General features: G+C 36.6%; 17 protein-coding genes. 7 read left to right on the forward strand and 10 right to left on the reverse strand.

Annotated elements, in window-relative coordinates; all coding sequences use genetic code 11:
• A complete protein-coding gene (locus DBK98_RS14715) occupies positions 1–1,059 on the reverse strand; it encodes a site-specific integrase (protein WP_032535365.1) in 1,059 nt (352 codons plus the stop codon).
• Between the two features lie 42 nt (positions 1,060–1,101).
• Between DBK98_RS14715 and DBK98_RS14720 the strand changes: the two genes are divergently transcribed.
• Complete coding sequence (locus DBK98_RS14720; RefSeq protein WP_239650949.1) at positions 1,102–2,907, forward strand: IS1182 family transposase; 1,806 nt, start codon at positions 1,102–1,104, stop codon at positions 2,905–2,907.
• 344 nt (positions 2,908–3,251) lie between these two features.
• On the opposite strand, the gene DBK98_RS14725 is transcribed toward DBK98_RS14720, so the two are convergent.
• Positions 3,252–3,944 (reverse strand): hypothetical protein, encoded by a 693-nt coding sequence (locus tag DBK98_RS14725; RefSeq protein ID WP_005805916.1) that lies wholly within the window; start codon positions 3,942–3,944, stop codon positions 3,252–3,254.
• A gap of 357 nt (positions 3,945–4,301) precedes the next feature.
• Here DBK98_RS14725 and DBK98_RS14730 point away from each other — a divergent pair, with 357 nt between their 5' ends.
• From DBK98_RS14730 to DBK98_RS14745, 4 genes are all read left to right on the forward strand, one after another.
• Positions 4,302–4,595: a helix-turn-helix domain-containing protein gene (locus DBK98_RS14730; RefSeq protein WP_005805918.1), complete on the forward strand. Its 294-nt coding sequence runs from the start codon at positions 4,302–4,304 to the stop codon at positions 4,593–4,595.
• Positions 4,579–4,860: a helix-turn-helix domain-containing protein gene (locus DBK98_RS14735; protein ID WP_005805920.1), complete on the forward strand. Its 282-nt coding sequence runs from the start codon at positions 4,579–4,581 to the stop codon at positions 4,858–4,860. The genes DBK98_RS14730 and DBK98_RS14735 overlap by 17 nt, the downstream gene beginning before the upstream one ends.
• Before the next feature lie 124 nt (positions 4,861–4,984).
• Entirely contained in the window at positions 4,985–5,404 is a 420-nt protein-coding gene (locus tag DBK98_RS14740) for a hypothetical protein (protein WP_005805922.1), read from the forward strand.
• On the forward strand, positions 5,382–8,636 hold the full coding sequence (locus DBK98_RS14745) for a CHAT domain-containing protein (protein ID WP_032536647.1): 3,255 nt from the start codon (positions 5,382–5,384) through the stop codon (positions 8,634–8,636). Before DBK98_RS14740 ends, DBK98_RS14745 begins: the two co-directional genes overlap by 23 nt.
• A 228-nt stretch (positions 8,637–8,864) precedes the next feature.
• On the opposite strand, the gene DBK98_RS14750 is transcribed toward DBK98_RS14745, so the two are convergent.
• Positions 8,865–9,299, reverse strand: coding sequence for a site-specific integrase (locus DBK98_RS14750; RefSeq protein WP_050503215.1), 435 nt, complete (start codon positions 9,297–9,299; stop codon positions 8,865–8,867).
• Positions 9,300–9,610: 311 nt separating this feature from the next.
• Between DBK98_RS14750 and DBK98_RS14755 the strand changes: the two genes are divergently transcribed.
• Positions 9,611–10,951: a site-specific integrase gene (locus tag DBK98_RS14755; RefSeq protein WP_032536652.1), complete on the forward strand. Its 1,341-nt coding sequence runs from the start codon at positions 9,611–9,613 to the stop codon at positions 10,949–10,951.
• 8 nt (positions 10,952–10,959) lie between these two features.
• Positions 10,960–12,312, forward strand: a complete 1,353-nt coding sequence (locus DBK98_RS14760) for a site-specific integrase (protein WP_032536648.1) — start codon at positions 10,960–10,962, stop codon at positions 12,310–12,312.
• Between the two features lie 65 nt (positions 12,313–12,377).
• Here the strand turns inward: DBK98_RS14760 and DBK98_RS14765 are convergent, their stop codons facing one another.
• The 7 genes from DBK98_RS14765 to DBK98_RS14790 all read right to left on the reverse strand — a co-directional run bounded on the left by DBK98_RS14765 (position 12,378) and on the right by DBK98_RS14790 (position 19,982).
• Positions 12,378–12,671, reverse strand: coding sequence for a helix-turn-helix domain-containing protein (locus DBK98_RS14765; RefSeq protein ID WP_032536649.1), 294 nt, complete (start codon positions 12,669–12,671; stop codon positions 12,378–12,380).
• 13 nt (positions 12,672–12,684) lie between these two features.
• The gene (locus DBK98_RS14770) at positions 12,685–12,888 is read right to left on the reverse strand and encodes a helix-turn-helix domain-containing protein (RefSeq protein ID WP_005807241.1); all 204 of its coding nucleotides are present in this window, start codon (positions 12,886–12,888) and stop codon (positions 12,685–12,687) included.
• A 568-nt stretch (positions 12,889–13,456) separates the two neighbouring features.
• Positions 13,457–14,866, reverse strand: a complete 1,410-nt coding sequence (locus DBK98_RS14775) for a hypothetical protein (RefSeq protein WP_033572516.1) — start codon at positions 14,864–14,866, stop codon at positions 13,457–13,459.
• Complete coding sequence (locus DBK98_RS14780) at positions 14,856–15,767, reverse strand: hypothetical protein (RefSeq protein ID WP_255504371.1); 912 nt, start codon at positions 15,765–15,767, stop codon at positions 14,856–14,858. The genes DBK98_RS14775 and DBK98_RS14780 overlap by 11 nt, the downstream gene beginning before the upstream one ends.
• 144 nt (positions 15,768–15,911) lie before the next feature.
• The gene (locus tag DBK98_RS23320; RefSeq protein ID WP_255504372.1) at positions 15,912–16,247 is read right to left on the reverse strand and encodes an SMEK domain-containing protein; all 336 of its coding nucleotides are present in this window, start codon (positions 16,245–16,247) and stop codon (positions 15,912–15,914) included.
• Positions 16,248–16,427: 180 nt separating this feature from the next.
• Positions 16,428–19,196, reverse strand: a complete 2,769-nt coding sequence (locus DBK98_RS14785; protein WP_187143814.1) for a TrlF family AAA-like ATPase — start codon at positions 19,194–19,196, stop codon at positions 16,428–16,430.
• A gap of 387 nt (positions 19,197–19,583) precedes the next feature.
• Complete coding sequence (locus tag DBK98_RS14790; protein WP_128900061.1) at positions 19,584–19,982, reverse strand: hypothetical protein; 399 nt, start codon at positions 19,980–19,982, stop codon at positions 19,584–19,586.
• Positions 19,983–20,511 lie beyond the last annotated feature (529 nt).

Here is a 20,511-nt window from a genome sequence, read left to right on the forward strand (position 1 = left end):
TTATTGTTCGACATAAGTATATTTATCAGAGATACGGAGAGATAGCAATTTCATATCATTGCCTATCTTCTCATTATTGACACGTGCGTAACGTTGGGTAGTCTGAATATTCTTGTGCCCCATCATCCGGCTGACACTTTCAATGGGTACGCCTTGCGAAAGGCATAATTCGGAAGCGAAAACATGCCGCCCGACATGGAAGCTTAGTTTGGTTGTGATATTGCAGAGTTTAGCGATAATTTTCAGCGCAAAATTAATACGTCCCGGTCCTAACATGGGAAATACGTTTTCTCCTTTTGCCAGTCCTTTGTATTTCTCTATAATCAGTACGGGTATATCCAACAACTTAACATTAAACGGTGTTCCGGTTTTCTGTCTGTCAGTGGAAATCCACAGACTACCATCTTCTTCGGTAATAATCTCTTTCCACGTAAGTTGCTTTAGGTCAATGTAAGGAAGTCCCGTAAAAGCCGCGAATACGAACATATCACGAATAAAGCATTGGCTTTTGGATTCTATCGGAGTAGATATAAGCCTTTGAAACTCTTCTTTTGTGAGCGAACGTATCTTGAAATCGGGCTTCTTTAACTTATAGCCAAAGAAAGGAGGATTGATAATCAATTTCCGATGCAGGGCGATACGTACGACTTTGAAAAGCACCAACATAGTACCCGAAACTGTTTCATCCGTCATTTTCCTTTCCACTCTCAAATGAAAATCGAACGCTTCGATAAAGGTCAGGTCTAACTGGTTCAGGGGTATATCCTGAACATTATACTTGACTTTCAGAAAACGTTTGACTTGTTTTCTGATGGTAACATATTTGTGATAGGTGGCTTGGGAACGGTCTATTCCGATACGTGTTTGGAAGTCCTGCATCATTTCGCCAAAGAGAACGAGCAGTGTTTTCTGTGCGGTTGCAATCCCTTGAAATGCGTTCTTAACTTCTTGGGCTGTAACTGTTCCGGTACGCTCTAAAATAACCTTGTAATGCGTGTGTATGGAGGGTGTCCGAAAAGGGTACCCTCTTTTTTTATGTAAAAGTCCGAACTTTCCCAAGCTCGGACTTTTTAATTTGCTCTAAAATGTTTATCTTAGAGCATGTTAATCGATAGTGCAAATATACAATTTAAGGAGTATTCTCAAGGTATGGATTCCTTATTTCCTTGCCGTCTTGATGAAAATATTTCTTCGGATGCTCCGGTCCGGCTTGTCAACCAGATTGTTGATAAGCTTGACATCAGTCCGTTGTTATCTACTTATAAGGGTGGTGGTTGTCCTGCTTATTATCCCCGCATGCTTTTGAAAGTGTTGTTCTTCGCCTACCTGAACAATGTGTACTCTTGTCGTAAGATAGCACGTCTACTTCAGGAGAACATCCTTTACATGTGGCTTTCGGGCAAGTCCACTCCCGACTTCCGTACCATCAATGATTTCCGCAGCAAGCGTTTGAAGAGTTGTATCCACAGTTTGTTCACTCAGATTGTGCTCATGCTTGTTGAGTTGGGATATATCAGCCTGGAAAAACAATATATCGACGGGACCAAGATGGAGTCGGCAGCCAACCGTTATACTTTCGTCTGGCGCAAAAGTGTGGAAAAGTATAAGGATCGTCTGGAAAATAAGATTCAATGTATACTTTCTCAAATTGATGAGGGTATTCTCGGTGACAACACCGCTCCTGGAGAATCAACTCTTCCTATTGACAGCCATGCTCTGAAAGAAAAAATAGATGCCATTAATCTGGAGAACCGCAATAAACGTGAACTTCGTCAGATTAAAAAGCTTAATGAGGAGTACTTACCTAAGCTGCAGGAATATGAGAAACACTTGGAAATAATGGGGGAAAGAAACAGCTATTCCAAAACAGATCCTGATGCGACTTTTATGCGCATGAAAGAAGACCACATGAGGAACGGTCAGCTTAAACCGGGATATAATCTACAGATATCCACGGAAAACCAGTTCATAACAAACTATGCTTTCTATCACAATCCGGGTGATACGTTGACGTTGATTTCATTTCTATTGTATGGCCGGATGAGATACTGCCGGTTCATGAAAGAGGTTTGTGCGGATGCCGGATATGGAAGTGAGGAAAATTATGAGTTTATGGAACGCTTCGGTATAAGCGCTTATGTGAAATATAATTATTTTCATATGGAACAAACAAAAAAATGGAAATGTGACATCTCCAAACAAGATAATTTGTATTATAACGAACCGGAAGATTACTTTGTATGTCCGATGGGACAGTATATGAAATTTGCCTACACGATAAAGGCTGTCAATGATAATGGATATGAAAGTGAAATAAGTGTTTACCGTGCTAAGAACTGTCAGGGATGTCCCCTACAAAATAAATGTCACAAAGGGAGAGGAAACAGGGAGATCAAGGTGAATCATAAATTAAGGCGGTACAAGCAACTGGCACGTGAGAAACTCACTTCATCAAAAGGGCTTGAACATAGGAGCAAAAGACCGGTGGAGGTGGAAGCGGTCTTCGGGCAAATAAAATGGAATAAAGAGTACAAGAGGTTCAGGCATAAAGGCTTGGAGAAGATTGTCATGGACTTTGGAATATTGGCTATTGCATTTAACATCGGAAAAATGATCTGCAAGCAGAAAAAGGCTAAGAAAGGGAGGGATGGAAAGGATTATAAGACTGATAAAGGGAGAAAATTGAGTTTCATGAGGGGCATTTTTATAAGTTGTTGGATAAATCACAAAAAAAGAAAAAAGTTAGAGGGTACCCTTTTCGGACACCCTCTGTTGAGTTCAATGGCTACACGACTTTTTCCGGTAGCCCGACCAGATTTAACACTCCAAAGCCGTTCTTCGATTTTCAGTTTGGCACTGAATTGGGCGATAGAGTTGCCAATAATGATTTTTCCGATAACCGGATAAACAGTATCGGGGTTTACTTCTGTTCTTTCTGTACTTCCTTCCCGTTTGAGGTAAAAGGACACTTTCAGTTCGTTGTTCATAACGCTCACATTTTAAGTTCGTAAAATTACTTTCTCTGTGAGTTATTTGAACAATGTAACAAGCAGACAAACAGTGCTGTAACCAGACGTTCAAGGTCATTGGTTTGCTGTGCTTTTCTCTCATTACAATGGGTAACGATTTAGAAATGGAAAGTTTGCATAAATCTGCTTTTTCCTGCAATTTCACTATCGGACACCCAAAGACACTAAAAGACGTACATTTCTATCATTCAATCAATTACCCTAATTCTCTCTTTCTTGCTTCTACTGTAATAAGTCGGTGTAACAACTAAATAAGAAAATATCCCTTATGGCTGCATAGTGGTAAGGAAGATGGATCTCCTGGAGGCGAAGCACATCTTTCGGTGTGAGTTCTTCCGAAGTGTTATGTAGAATCAGTTGCTGCTTTAAAGGTTCGGATAGTCTGATTTTGCCTTTTCGGTGCTCTTTCAATAAGATGGTACGGATCAACTGTACTTGTCCTCGGCTTCGGTGCTTCTCTGTCGAATGATTAGAGAAGAATTCTTCTAACTGGTCTAAAAATGTATCAGGTAGTGCTGATATAGATATTTCCGGTATTCCATAGGTTAGCTGGCAGAATATGGGGATAGATTTTATAGTTCTTAGCTGGAATTGATATTGTTCATAAGATATTGTTTTACCAATATTGAGAAGAACGGAAGCGTTGGATCGGTGTATGGTGTCATATAATAACGAAGGGGGTGCAGCCATGAACTGCTTTTTTAGTTCTTGGGCCGTGATAAGTTTGTTCTGTAATAGTGCCTCTTTATAAATACGAAACAAGGTGGATGACAAGGACAGTTTTTCCTTGAAACCAGATGGAATAGCCATACGAAAGCGCGTGCCGTTAACACTAGCCGTCATGCGAACGTAAACACTATGCCGGTCTTTTGTAGCCGGAACAGACTTGAACGAAACTCTTAAATCACCATTCATATTTGATAGATTTTGTCGGATACAAAGTTAAGGTTGTTCTCCCGAAACTGCATAATTCCGATACAGACAAAACCGGACGGGAATGAGACAAATTCAGCCAAATAGTAAACAGTGTAAAATGAAGGGTGGACAAGTTATACATTTCCATTTTGTAGAATTGAATATATCCAAAAACTGTATTATTATAAATCACCATAAGGTCGAAAGTAACTGGAACAGTATTGTCGTATTACTATTTAGAACCTGACCAAGCATATAAACGCAAATGTAGGCAAATACAAACAGGGATGGTAAAGGATTGATGGATAGAATTATATATCTGCATACATTTACTCCGGAAACAAAAATAATCGTATTATGGAAGTCGTAACAATAGAGAAAAATACATTTGATGATCTTCAGCAGGAAGTTGATAACGTGATCTTAATGTCTGAAGATTTATTGCGAAAGTTTAAACCGGAACATGCTCAGTGGCTGGATCATGAGAATGTATGTTTGATGCTGAATATCAGCAAACGAACACTGCAAAACTATAAGGACCAGGGAATCTTACCGCATTCCCGTATTAACAGGAAAAGTTATTTCAAATTGAGTGATGTGGAGTTATTATTGAAAAACTTAACAAAAAACAAAGATGGAATTAATGACTAAAGACCATGAGGTCGTGCAACAGTTATTCTCGGTTATCCAGCGGTTGAAAAAAGGAATAGAGAGCATCTCCCAGACTTGTAGGCCAACGATGAACGGAGAAATATATATGGACCATGAAGAGGTTTGCAAGGTGCTGCATATATCAAGAAGGACATTGCAGCAGTACCGGGATGATGGATTTATTCCATTTATACAGTTACCTGGAAAAATCATATATAAGGAGTCTGATATTATGCGGGTACTGGAAGATAACTATAATGGATAAAGTGGAAAAATCTGAGGGGTGATGCTGAAGTCTTAAAATATAGAAGCGGTAAGGAATTTGGTGTGTAAAAAAATAGTAGATACAGATTTTTTTATTACTTTTGATTAAACCTAATATATAAAGCATGGAAACAAGTGATAAGGCCCTTATTCAGAAGGTTCAAATAGCCAGTGAACTCCTGTCCTTTACTGAAATTCAGGAAATTTGTGAAAGCCTGAAGCAAGAAATTGCTATAGAAAAAGTCAAAGTTGATGAGAAAGAAAACAAGCGGGGAGTATTGGATGATCCGGCTATTATAATAGCTATTATTTCTGCTTCATCTGCTGTTATTGTAGCCTTGATTAAAGCTTTCGTCAGTATCAGTAAAATAAACAAACTAAAAGGTACCATCACTATAAAAACAGATACCAGTACTATCAAGATCGACGGGGAGGGTTCTGCAAAGGATATGCAGAAATGGGTCGATTCACTGGGGAAATCCTCAATCATCAAACAAATCTCTTTATTGAGCGATAAAGACGATGATGATGAGTTTGATATTTGATTCATTACGGAATTTATACCGTAAGGGTGACTTAAGCGGATATTCTGATTACTATAAATCTTTATCCGATCAGGATATAACTCCCGAAATCAGTTTATTATCCGTACATGCCTTTTGTACTATGGGGAATTGGAAAGAAGCGGAAAAGAGCTTGCAGAAGTTGCGAAATTCTGGTTCTCCTATCTATTCGGCTAAAGCCACGCTCATCGAGAATGAGATAGACTTTTTACTATGTGGATATTCTATAGAGAAGGCTAATCGCATTATTGAGCTTTGTGATAATGCCCAGAAGGATTTTCCGAATGATGAATTTATGTGTTTTGCTGATGAAGTCAAGTACAAAATCCGTAGCGCGATGCTTACGTGGGGTATATTGAATGCCGAAGATAAAAAAGAACACATAGAAATCGGGAAACAGCTTTTGGAAAAGTTCTTTGTAATAGATAAAGAGCATTCTTTTGATTTTCTGGCTGCGTTAGTGAACGATAGTTATAACTATCCTTGTCCGGATGCTATCAAGGCGTGTGAATTGGTGAAAAGCTATCAACATTGGATAGATACGCCGGATTCCCTTTTAGATATTATTCCGGTCTATTTGGCAAGTATCATACCTTTATTGAGAGTTCAATATCCAGAAACATCAATGTTGCCGAAGAACCAATTACCAGTCGAACTGAAGGAAGTGCTGGAGTTCTGCTCCAAAGCTGGATATGTGGCTGGTAAAGCCTTTATTGAGAGCAAATATGGCTCTCACCTGCTTGAATTGGAAAGCATGGAAGGTATTACATGGATTACCAGTTCGATAAAAGAGTTTATTCATTTGGGATATTACAAACAGGCTGATTCACTTTATAAACAAGCAATCGCATGTCTGGAAAATAATTCCCAGACAACTCTGCTGTATGAATTCAAGCAGGCAAATAAAATAGATGTTGATTTTTTAGATTTTCCTTATAAAAAAGAAACAGAACTATTAGAGACTCTCCATAAAATTTATGCCAGTGGGGACTACGAGCAGGCAATGACGTTGGCAAGCGAATATCTGGAAGGTTCTATATGTGAGAATACAAGGGCCGGAATTATATGTATGATGATGAATAGCGGTATCAAACTGGGGGTGAGTAGGAGACTGCTTAATCTGATAGAGGCGGAGATAGAGAGGCTATACCCATTAAAAAAGAGTGTCCTGTTAGCTCAATATTATAAATTCAAAGCATTGGCAGAGAATACTCCCCGAAACCAACATTGGTTAATGGCTATTGAACTATATCATGCAACAGGCTATTTAGAGGATGAATTGCAGTGTCGGCTTTACTTCTTGACTGAAGATATTCAAAAGGTTAAAGACCCGTCAGTGAATTTGTTGTCTGATCCTGTAATCGTTGATAATTTCCAAATCATCCAATCCCAATTAGATAGCATCGTTTTCTTGCCAAACCGGAATATATTGAAAGGGCAATACTACCAATACTATGGTTTAGCATGCCTGAATCATAATATAGCGGAGACTTATAATTGTTACAAGAAGGCAGAAGAGTATTTTATGAATGCAGGCTGTCTGCGTCTGTATGCCCAGAATATGCACTATTTGAGTGGATTACTCATAACTATAGCAAGGCAAAACAGGGACATTCAATTTTATAATGAAGCGATCTATATCCTGGAAAAAGGTATTCGAATCTTATCTGATAGTGAATTGTTCGATTTTGTCTGGAGACTTAATTTTCTTTTGTTTGTTTGTCATAGTGAGATCCTAAAGTATAATTTAGTTGACCCAGATGCACAAAAGGAGTTTGCCATAAAAACGGAGAATTTATTGAACGAAACACTGGAAAGCTATACACTCCTGTTTACAAAAATCCGCCCAAAAGAAAATAGTGAATGGATTGTAGCTTCTATATCGTTGTATAGAGATGCCAGGCAGTTGTTGGAGCAGGGTTTCAATTTTTACTATATTGAGCAAAAATGGGAAGAATGTATCTTATGGATTGAGAAATCCTATTCAAGATCTCTGAGTTCTATCCTATCAAACAATATGTCGTTGCCTTCTTCCATGCATCCGCTTATTAGGGAGGAAAATGAAATAAAGGAGATATCCGGAAGCCACATCTCTATTGTCAAGTCCAGAGAAATACAAAGGCAACTCAATTCTTTGTACAAGGAAATGTTGGGCATTCCCAAATTAAGAAAATATGCCCAAAGCAAATTGAAAATACTACCTGACTATGTAACATTACAAAGAAAAATAGTTAATGAGGAGAATAGGCTCAATAGTAATCAGAAGTTGTTTTTTATATATTACTTTGTAGTATGTGATTCTATTCATCTACTTGCTGTATCATCTATATGGGAACGTCCATTTAGAACGATAATCCCTTTATCTGCAAATTCCCTGAAAAAAGAATTGGAGGGGTTCAGGAACATATCTGAAGCAGATGAAGAATTCTTCGTAAAGAGTAGTGTACTTATTGAGCCATTGGCCAGCTATACTATGCCTAATGATATTATTTGCTTTATTCCTCATGGTATTATTCATAATTTGCCTCTCCATGCTTTAATATTAGAGGGAGAACCCTTGATTATGCGTAATCCGGTTTTTTATAATTCAAGCATACAAAGTTGGGACTACATACAGTTCAGAAAGAATAGTGATGGTAATGAAAAATATATGTTTTCAAAAGTCAATATCATTGGAAATCCTACAGGAGATTTACATTTTGCTGACCAGGAAGCTAAAAAACTAGCTGAAATGTTTCATGTAGAGGCTCTGACTGGAAATGTTTCAAAGGAAATGTTTATTGAAAAACTTGTGTCAGCTTCGATGTTTCATTTTACAGGTCATGGCTACTATAGAGAAGATAATGGTTTCCAATCTGCACTTAAGCTAAGTCAAGGAATGGTGATCAGGGCAAAAGATATTATTGATTTGAAATTAAACATAGAGCTTGCCATTTTAAGTGCATGTGAAACAGGTAAATATAAAGTCTATTCAGGAGAGGAACAGTTAGGACTATCCAGCGCTTTGCTAATGGCTGGCGCCAGAAGTGTCATTTCAAGCTTGTGGCCTGTTGATGACGAAGCAACAGAGATTTTCTTTGTTCATTTTTACCAATATCTTAAAACTGGCAGCAATAAGATTACTGCTCTTCAACAAGCGATGATCGATGTTAGAAATATAAAGAAACAAACAAGTCTTTGGGCTGCATTTATACTTCAAGGCTCTGCATTCTAATTTTGTAGCTGCAATTTTGCCACATATTCAGCCATTTGGCAAGGCATTTACAAAGAATCATTTATTTGAGAGGAAATTATATAAGGAGTAGGAGAGTGCATTGGATTAATGCCTTGTCATTAAAAAAGTCCGTTAGAAAGATGATTCTCTAACGGACTTCATTTTTAGATTTTATCGACTAACGATTTCTCAAAATCGTGCAATATCCCGGATAGCTTATACATGTCATCACCTATTTTTTTGATTGGTGACCCTTGCGTATATTTGTGTTGTAGTAATGTTGGAATGCCCTAACATATGACTGACTGTTTCTATAGGAACACCTTTTGATAACATCATCGTGGCAAATGTATGACGACTCATGTGGAACGTCAGGTGTTTATTTATACGAGCAAACCCTGCGATGATTTTTATAAGATTATTACACGGATCATATTCAGGAACAGGAAAAATACGATCTCCAATTTGATAATCACGATATTTTTCCAGTAGTTTCTTCGGGATCTCTAATAATGGTATACTTGATTTTATATGGGTCTTTCTTCGCCTATATATTAGCCAACTATTTCCATCAAAAAAATCTTGTATATTTTGCTTAGTGAGGATTTTTAAATCAGTATGCGAAACGCCTGTAAAACAACAAACCACCCCAATCGCATCCAAGTAACAACCGCAGCAAGTGAAACGTAAACCGTTGAATTATAATAGATTTGCTCAATATCGCATCTTTAGCGAAAGAGGGAAAAAGGCAAAATATAGAAGCGGTTCAGCTACCAAGTCGTTACCTATTTTAGACGAGGATAAACGCTGAATATCAATGCTTAACAGACTGCGGAAGAATGAAGAAACATAGCCCGAAAGACAGACAGGAACAGCGGTTCCGACTTGCCCGGGTTCCGTTGCAACGTTTCGCCCAAGTTTTCATATCCGGTCAAAAGCCAATTAGGAGTATTATTGCAACTAAAATGAAGAGTATGAAAACAGAATTCAAGGTGCTGCTCTACCTGAAACGAAACGGGCAGGATGCGGAAGGGTTATGCCCCCTGATGGGGCGTATCACCGTCAAAGGAAAAACGAACTCCGTCGCACAATTCGCATGCAAGTTCAAAGTGAATCCAAACCTATGGAATGCCACCTCACAGCGTTGCACCGGCAAGAGTAAAGTAGCGGTCTACACCAACCGTGAGATTGAGAAGATGCTGCTCCTTCTACGCCAACGGTATAACGAGCTGTTGGATATGAAGGCCGACATCACCGCTGAGGAAATTAAAAACACATTTCAAGGAATCGCTACGGCACAAGCCACCCTGCTGGGATTATTCCGGGAGCACAATGAGGAATATGCCTTGCGTGTGGGCGTGAACCGGAAAGAAAACAGTTTCTACCAATACAAGAACACCTATCACCATGTCGCCGGATACATTACGGACAAATACAAAGTGTCCGATATTCCGGTAAAAGCACTGGACGGATCGTTTATCGAATCGTTCGAGCTTTACCTCCGTATTGACAAGGGGATGCAGACCGGCAGTTCCATCGGACATGTACAACGTCTGAAGCACATCGTACAGACAGCGGTATATCGTGGCATCCTTTCTTTTAATCCTTTCAAGGAATTCACTCCCCTGAAACCGAAACAGAAGCAACTTTACCTCACCCGTGAAGAACTGGAAAAGTTAATGACGACCACATTCGACACGCCCAACCGGAACTTTACCCGTGATATGTTTCTTTTTTCAGCGTTCACCGGAATCTGCTACTGCGACATGTGCAACCTGCGAGAATCTAATATAGTCAAGGCCGATGACGGCAGTCTGTGGATCGAAACGAAACGCCAGAAAACAGGTACGCCCGAAAATGTGCGTCTGCTGGATATTGCCATCACTATTATAGAAAAGTATAAAGGAATGGCACCGGATGGGAAACTGTTCCCGATGTTGCATAACACGAGCTTCAATCCCCACCTGAAGAAAATCGCCAAACAATGCGGCATAGACCGCAACCTTTGCTTCCATCAGGCCCGGCACACATTTGCCAGCGTGGTCTGTATCTCCCAGGGAGTGCCTATTGAAACGGTCAGCAAGATAATGGGACATCGCAATATTTCCACGACACAGCGGTATGCGAAAATCACGCAGGAAAAGATAGACCGTGACGTGACCGCATTAAGTTTTAATATAGAGGACAAATTCACCTTGCAGGGAATCGACTCCGAACCCTCCCACATTCTGAAAGACGTGAGCAGACGGAAATACCGCCCGAGTAAAAGGCCAATGACCAAGAGTGAAAAAAGAACAATAATAACCGATAAATAATATGACCTATGCGTAGTACATTCAAACTGTTATTTTACATCAACCGCCAGAAAACAAAGAAGAACGGCAGATGCCCCATCATGGGAAGAGTGACCATTGACGGGAAGATGACCCAGTACACCACCGGACTGGAGATCGAACCGGACTTGTGGAATCCTGAAACCGGCAGAGCCATGTCGGGAGGTAAACGGCTGGAGAACCTTCCTCCCGAAGCAAAGGACGAGGTAAGGAAACTGAATATTCATCTGGACGGACTGGAAGAGAAGGCAAAGAAAGCCTATAACGAAAAGGTGGAAGAAATAGGATACGTATCCGCAGAGCTTATCAAGAATGTCCTTACCGGCAAGGCGCAGACAAAAGAAACCCTGCTTGCCCTGTTTGATGAGCACAATGAAGAGTATGCCAGACGGGTGGACACGGACCGGACGCATCATTCTTATGTAAGGTATCTCACCGGGCGTAAGCACCTCGCCAATTTCCTACAATATAAATATGGAATAGAGGATATTCCGCTCCGTCAGCTTGACATGCAGCTGATCGAGGATTTCAAGTTCTACCTCTCCACGGTACTCCGGTTAAAAACCGTCTCACTGAACGACTACTTAATTTTCCTGCACAAAATCGCCCGTCGTGCGGTAAAGCAACGAACCATTAAGCGTGATCCGTTCGCCGGTTACAAGCTGGAATCCGTTCCGGTGAACCATCGTTATCTCACCGGAGAACAGTTTGCCAAACTGACGGGTGTGGAGTTACCTACTTACCGGCTATGCCATGCACGTGACCTGTTCGTGTTCTCGACGTTTACCGGACTTGGCAGGGCTGACCTTGCCAACCTCACTTCCGAGAATATCGTCACGGAACCGGACGGTTCGAGATGGATTCACATAGAACGTCAGAAAACGAAGGCGGAATGCCATATCAAGTTACTCGATATTCCAAGTCGCATTATCGACAAATACAAGGGAGAGGGAAAGGACGGAAAACTTTTCTTCGTACCGGCAACCAGCAGTTTGTGCCGCAGCCTGAAGATGATAGAAGAACAATGCAAACTGGGATGTCATCTGACCTTCTACATGGCCAGGCATAGTTTTGCCACGCTCATTTGCCTCGGTAATGGTGTACCCATTGAAACCATCAGCAGGATGATGGGGCATTCCTCTATTCGTACAACACAAATCTATGCCGAAATAACCAACCAGAAGGTCAACCGGGATCTGCTCAGACTTGCGGATACGACAAAGAATCAATACAGTCTGCCTGATGATAAAATGACGCCGAGAGTTTACCAATGCGGACGTTACAACGGCTGGAAAGAGGAAGAAGACAAAGATGATAACCGGACATCCGGCAAGGCGATGTAGCCATGAAAGAAGAAAGAGACAGGACAAAAAACGGGGGACAACCAGTGAAGGCTGTCCCCGTTCTGTTATTCCAAAGCCTTATGATAATTATCTTCCAATAGCTTTTCAATATCCGATGCTTTATACAAGATTTTACCACCTAACTGAATATAAGGTATACGTCCCTGATTGCGATAATCCTGTAGGCATCTGCGACTGATTTTCAACAACCCGGAAAGCTCCTTGTCAGTTAGAAACTTTTCTCCTCCAAGTGGAGGACGACTGTTGTCTATTATTTTTTCTATTTTCACCTGCATCTCGTTCAGTGTGCGGAAGAAACCGGCTACACGTTCATTGCTTTTGGTTATAATGTCGTCCATTGTCTGTCTGATTTTATAAGTTAACCGTTTTTCTTTTTTCTCTCAATATTTTCTCCTTGCGTTTTAGGCCGACATAAGTCACCAGTTTCTCTACATCCTCCGCTTTGTAGTAGATTTTATGCTGGATTTGCGAGTATGCCAACTTTCCGGTATCCCGGAGAGTCTGTAAAGTTCGTGGGGAGATGTTAAGACGTAGGCAGACATCCTGGTTATCCATTCATTCACCGAGCTTTTTCTCTTCTGTCTTCTTACAAAGGTGATCCACATGAGTGGATAAATTCTCAATCCGGTCCATGATGTTTTCAAAGATCTCGGCTTCAATGTAATATACTTCCATGTTTTTCTACTTTTTATCAAATTATATATGAATCTTGAACAAAAATAAAAGAGAAACATGGATAATACAAGTAATCCATTCTTTTGTCCATAATAGTCATGAATAGTCATGTCAAGTCAATTTTTAGATAATATAGGAAGTAATATATTATGGATTTCTAATTAATTATGACGTCTTATCAGATCCTAAGTCGTTTTATTCAGTATCTATCTTTTTCTTTTCAATTATCTTTCTCAGAAATATAAGGAGTCGGGAAACACGACTCCCTATATTTCTGTTTATTATACCTATATTATGTCGAAGAGAAATTCTGTATAATTAATAATAATATCTTTACAGAAAATATTGTCGATTTAATCAATTAGATATCCCCAATTATTTACTGATAAATTTCTTTTTATTCATGCTTTTTAATAAATCATAAAAGGTTACTTTATAAAGAAAAGAATCACATGTAAAAGCTATATTTAATTTGTGGCTTCAGGTCTGTGGGTACATATTTTAATATTTCTCCAACATTCCGGCTGCACTCAATTGTGATTGGGAATTTTCTATCAAATTGTGTATTGTTCCAATTCATTTTTGTGAGAGATAATATTTCTTTGCATATCTGTTCTGGGGACTCATCAAAAGAAAATAGTCTTACTTCTATTGGATTAGGAATGTACTTACCAGGATACGTCCCATAATACTCAACATATCCTCTAGTATACAAAAAATGACGACATTTATCAAGGCTGAACATAGTCCCCCTTAGTGGTGGATAGTCATTATCTCTATATAACCTGAAGTTAGTAGGCATGATCGTTACTAAGTCTATAGAATTGATATTCATATCAGAAGCGACTCGCTTAAATCCATCGATTTCTTCCTCTGAATAGTTAGAACTTTTGTGGATAACAAGCCGTTGAGGAAAAATTTTAATCGCATTATAATATTCACTTAAAGATTCTTTTAAAAGATTATATGCTTGTACCTCTGTTAAATGTGGCTGTCTATCTTTTTTATCTTCTTTTACAGGTGTACCTCTTAATATAACTCCGTTACCGTGCTCATTGAAAATTTGAGCTACACTTGTCTGAATAGTTTTCTTATCTCGTGTACGGTAGAAACTTATTCCAGCAAAACAGGTTATATTACTACTTTCTTTTTTCAAAGACCAAGGGATGCCACCTGCTTTGTAGTATAATGCAGTATAAAAGTTCCATGCTATGCTCGCTTCATCTTGCATTTCTGAAGAAGGCTTGGCGATTCTATCCCTAAATATTTGAATTGGAATGTTATATTCCATAGCTTTAGCTTTAAGTAATCTTCTGAAATTTACCTCAATTTCTACTGGATCTTCTTCATTAAAATCATCATCAATTTCAATTGTTTTAGTTCCATATATTATTTTAGTTAGAGATTCATCTAATACACATAAAATAACATCTGGTTTTTTATTATTTGCTAGAAAATGTATTTCTGCCAAATAAAGATCCACTGTTTTAATAATTAGCTGATCAATATCATTGGCTTCTCTCTTTATTTGGTCAAGTGCAGAGTTGTTGATTTTACGTATATACGATTCATCATAAACTACTTCACTTCTAAAAGCAATAGTTTCATTAAAACCTGGTAAGTTTGTAAAAAGATTGGGTTGTTTGCTTTTTTTTGACTCAATATGATTACGGCACTTTTTTATCCAACTAATAGCAATGTTTATGCTTTCACTAAGTCCAATAAATCCGATAACTATTTTATCTGGTCTTATGTCGTTAATGTCAGATACATTATACTTATATATACCTGTTCGTGGGCAGATATACTCTCCTTTACCGAATTGCAATAAAGGCTCTTCTAATAATTTAATATCCATGTTGAGGGGTATAATTAAGTTTTAAATCAAAAGGTGAAGAGAATGATATGTATTTATATTCAGATTCATTATCTTCTAATTTATTGGAAAGACAAAATGATATAAACATAAAATGTTGATATACAGCAGAATTTGTTTCCAAGTTCTTTTTCTGAGCAATTAATTGACTTTCTTGCTTACAGCTCGAATAACCATCATAGGTGAAAGACCATCCAGGTGTTATGCTAATAAACCACTTTTCATCAGATCTAAAAGATTGGATTCTAAATGAAAGCTGTCTAAAATATAGAATTTGTTTTTTTTCGTTATTCCATATCTCTGCAACTACAGTTCGTGTTGCAGTTTTCTTATTTTTCCAAGTTATTTTCCGTTCTCTTGGCACCCCTATAGGTTTGAATCTAAAGAACCTGTCTTTGCCTACCCACTGTATGTTTTTGTAAGAAGCCAACTCTTCTATAGACCGATTGATCAAATGAAGTAGTGCTTCTTCATATTTTAAACTAATATCTGCAAATTCATTTATTGAATATTCTTCAACAGTACCTATTTCTATTAATTTATTTAATGGCTCATCTCTGTTATCTAAAGGTTTAAAAGATATGATTTTATCTTCAAAAGTAAACCAATCCCTGCTATATGGGATTTTTAATAATTCAAATGCTTTACTGAGTACTTTCCCCATGGGAGCTTTCTTTTTAAGTTTATATGGAGTACTCCAGGATTGCGTGATTATTTCATCACGATCTATTCCTGTGATGCCCATATAAATCTTTTGAGGTAATACTATTTGAAGGATGTTAGGAAATAATATGTCTGTTTTTATGGTTTCCTTATTTTCTAACAAATACTTTCTCCTATTCATTTCTTCTTCGCAAAACTCTTCTTTTAACAATTGTAACAAAGAATCTATTTTGCTAATATTAATCCAAGAGTTTACTTCCTTAAGAATATCACTATAATCTAAAATATGTTTCTCTGAGAATTCTAATTCATTATTATGAGCTATAGCGAAAGTACTATCTGAATATTTTTTTCTGCTTCTCGGTTATAATATATATAAGCAAATTATCGTATTCTTCAAAACGCCTTCCTTTTTTATAAATTCATCTATTGTATGCTTTATTTTCTCTCCAGTAGCAGTAGATGTAACTTGAATTGCTATTCTATTGTCCGTATCAACTAAATCTATTGCAGAAGAATTTTTCACTTCATTATTTATATTGACTAGATTTAATCCATATACAATGTTTAGAATGGGAATGATTACATTCTCCGCATGGATATTAATGTCATACAGATTTAAACTATTTAGATTTTCTACTTCTGCTCGAAATCTCGCAAATAATTCTGCAATTTTTTCTATTTCTTCTTTCTTACGCATATAATGAGTCATTATTTGATACATCCAAAGTTAAGCAAAACTTTGATTAGATGAATTATTTCTCTTTGAAAATTGAATCACGCAACTATATACTTTATTGTACCAACGATTGAGTATAATGAATAGTTGATTTAAACCATAACAATCTTTAATGTGAAGATTGTTATGGCAATGTATAACTTAAATGACAAATCCATACTTGCGTTCTCTTTTCTCAAAAGCTTCTTTTCCACCTTCTAAAATTTCACAAACATGTTCTCTTATGCCTTGTTTATCTAGAATACACTCTTTAGTATCTATTAGAGCAGCCGTATTTTCAAGACTTCCTGATTTATATTGGAACTTTATATGATTTTGATTGGGAGAATCTTTACCATGTTGATTTGCTATAATTATCAATTCGGAATCAGCTCCAACAACGACATTTGGATTATGAGTAACAATGATTATTTGTCGTTCAATCTTCTTTTTTCTTAAATATTTGACTAAATCTTTATATATAGCTCTATTATCTAAACTATCTTCTGGTTGGTCTATTAATATTGGGCATGTTTTATCGCTAAATTCCAATAACAATTTCAATATAACAAAAGCTTGTTTACCTTGTGACATACTCACAAATGAATCCCCCTCGTATATTAAATCAAAAGAGATATTAAACCAATTTTCAGAAAGAAATTCAGATAGAACATTCTCATCTCGATTTGATGCCTTGTAGTCAATATTATCAGATAGAACATCATTTAAAAAAATCATAGATATATTACTTGTATCTTTCGAGTAATTTTGCCACATATTTTGGATATACGACTGACGTTCCCATCCTCTTAAATTCAATCGGTTTTCAAGAAAAAGTTGCAAACGTTTATTATCATAAATAAGATTTGATTTTATTTCAATACCTTCATGTTTTATCTTTAATATAGCAACAACTTCAATCCCTTTATTTTTATATGAAATATGTTTTACTAATAAATCGCATTTCAATAGTTCTAAAACAGTATTTAGATTATCTATAATAACCAATTCATTGGTTATAGTCTGGAGCTTAACCTGCTCCTTCTCAACTTTTTGTATCAGTTCTTTATATTCTTTGTTTTTTGAACTCACATCTTGACCTTTGACAAATAGCGAATTCTGCTTTGCCTTTTCAATAGAAGAGTTTAAACTGTACACATCTTGTAATAACTCTTTAATGTATTTATCTATCTCACTTTTTATATTTTCAAGACAGTCATGTTGGCAATCTTGAATTTTTATCTTAAGAGCCACTTTTAGATAAGATGATAAAGAAACTAATTGAGTATCAAATGAAGAGTTTATAAAAGGGAAAACTTTTAGCTTATTCAATTCCTCCATATAACAATTTACAGTTTTTATCTTATTCGCATTATCTGTAATAAGTTTCATAATATCCTCATACAATTTCATCTCTTCTGGTGAAATATCGAGTTGCGATTTTATACTTGATATTTTTTGATTTAAATCATTGATTTCTTTACTAATACCTTCTTTATCGCCTTTTTCATTCAAATTTATTAACTTATTATTTATCTGTTTTTTTGTATCAAAAACCTTATTTATTAAAGATTGTATTTCAGCTTTATTATTTGAACAGAATATTTGATAATCTTGCCAAATAGAGTAAATGGATTTATCTTTTAAAATACGTAGTATCAAATTATCAGTTTGTTCTTTATCTTTTGCAATCTCATGCATATAGTTTTGACGGAAGAAGTCTATATCACGAGGTGTATTTGCACCGTCAGCCCATAAAACTTCAACGTTATCTAAATGTTCTTTCACAAAGTCACATTCTAGCGAATCCAATTCTGTATTATTAGGATTAGTTACCAAAGCAATACTTTTTAGCAATGTCGATTTACCAGTTGAGCGTCCTCCTATAATTACATTTAAATTAGGATTCAAATGAATTGTTTGATTCCAAAAAGTGTCAGACGATAATTTTATAGAATCTATTACTCGGTATTTTTCCTTATCTTCAGGCTTACTACTATGTATTTTTATACGTTCTGGCTCAAATATAGTTTGTTTTAATCCTTCAAAAGTTGTATCTGATTTTATCCAAGTATAACAGTGCCCCAACTCCTTAGGAGATGTTTTATTTGTGTCTTGGGCAAATTTATGAGCATCACTACAATGTAATAATCTCCCATTTACATTTTGCGTTATTAGTGAGTCTTTTCCTTTATTAGCTTGTTCTACAGTCGGAGAAGCTGTAAAAACAAAATGCGCATTATTTATAATTGTCTTTTTATCTGATATAGAACCATCCCAACGGAAATCCTCCCATTCAGCTTTTCCTATTGCTTTAAAATATTTGCCTTCTAGATATTTGTTGGGGTCACTTCCTTCGCCTAATAGGTTTTCTATCTTTGACAACTCGAAATTTAAGTTATTAAAACCTATTTCTAATGGACTAAGATCTCCTTTTCTTTTTTCTTTAGGTATGGAAGCACTAATATGTTTGCCTAAATCTATTAATGTATCTCTCGTAATTATACCTCCCCATGTACATCCATTTGGAATGTCAGCTGAAAGATTTGCTTTACTACGAAGTCCTTGTAAAAAATGGTATTGTATATCTTGTGGGCTTAACAAGCTTTCATCAGCAAATATAATGTGATAATTAATTCGACCAAGTTCCTTACTTCCTACAAATTCCTTAAGCCTAAATTCTATAACAGGTAATAGTAATTCTATGTTAGGAATTCGTCCATCTTTTTTATATTTAAGTACTTTCTCATACCCATCTAAAAACAGGTAATCATTAATACCTAATACTTTAATATCAGATGGCAGATTTTCTATTCTTTGAATAAATTGTTCCCATATTTCGTCGTTATCTCCTCCATATTCAGAACATAATGATGCAGGAGTATGCACATGCAAATCCCATTTTCTCCATTCGGAGCCTCGTGTATTCATCTCTATTATATTTTTAATTACAATTCTTCAATTTACAAAATTAAATAAAATATCGCTCCATTCTATGAAATACAATGAGAAATGATAATTTATTTTTCACCTTCAGAATTGCAATTTATAATAGCCAACATCTCATTAAACCAATATAGGGTATGCCAGTTTCCCTGCATGCCCTACTAAAGTTTTGATATATCTTTTGAATTATGGCATAGCGCAAACGCCATTGAGATTTGCTGTAACTACTTTGCCCGATTCATCTTTTAGTTGTTCCAGCATTTTCCAATTCTCACCATCCGCAGATATTATAGTATAACCCATGTAATTGTTATAACTAACATATTCATGACCTACCACTATAAACTTCCCGTTCTTATAAGTAACAGAAGTTCAATTATAACTACTACCATTTTGTATCGTTGCGCGCTTCCAATATTCTCCATCAGCTGATACTGAAATACTTCCATTACCAACTGAAACATATTTTCCATTGCCATATGTGACTCCAATACCACTTTCTTGTTTTACTGGTGTCCAGTTTATACCATCAGCCGATGAACTAGTTCTACCGTATCTATCACCGACAACCGCAAATTTTCCGTTGCCCAATATTATACTTTTCCAGCAGTCATCAATAGTATCTTTAATCCATTTGTATGATTCAACTTTGAAATCATTCGTTAAAACAGCGATATAACTTTGATAACCGACTACTACATATTTCCCATTTCCATAAGCAATATCATAAAAATATGAACTTGATATCGGCTTTTTTGTAGTCCAATTCATTCCATCAGTAGTAAAACAAAGTTGCCCATCATAGTAGTTTACTAAAATGAACTGTCCATTAATAAATCCAATTACACAATTATCCAAATATCTAAATACACAAATATCTATTTATCCAATTACACAATAATCCAAATACCTGAATACACAAATATCTGTTTATCTAATTACATAATTATCCAAATATCAGTTAGATTACAGCTTATTATCTACAGAATCAGAATTATTTCCAGCTATTTCAGTCTATTTTCGGCATCAAGCTCTCGACAAAACTGCACCATCTATTGAAAAGTACGGACACACATCAGAAAAACCTTGAAAAGAAAGCACCAAGTGGAGCAGTCTACAGTTCTACTTAAAAACGTTGTCCCCGTAGAGGGGACAGCAAGTTGTGTTTTCGTTTAACGAAAACGGAATGGTTTAACGGCATATTCCGCTGCCAACCGTTCCAAGATATAGAACTCCGGAGTCGGCATGAAATAAAAGAAGGAGCGTATACCTGAACAAAAATACCTTATTGTCGGTATTG

This window comes from Bacteroides sp. PHL 2737, from assembly GCF_004115325.2.
In the GTDB taxonomy this organism is placed as follows: domain Bacteria; phylum Bacteroidota; class Bacteroidia; order Bacteroidales; family Bacteroidaceae; genus Bacteroides; species Bacteroides hominis.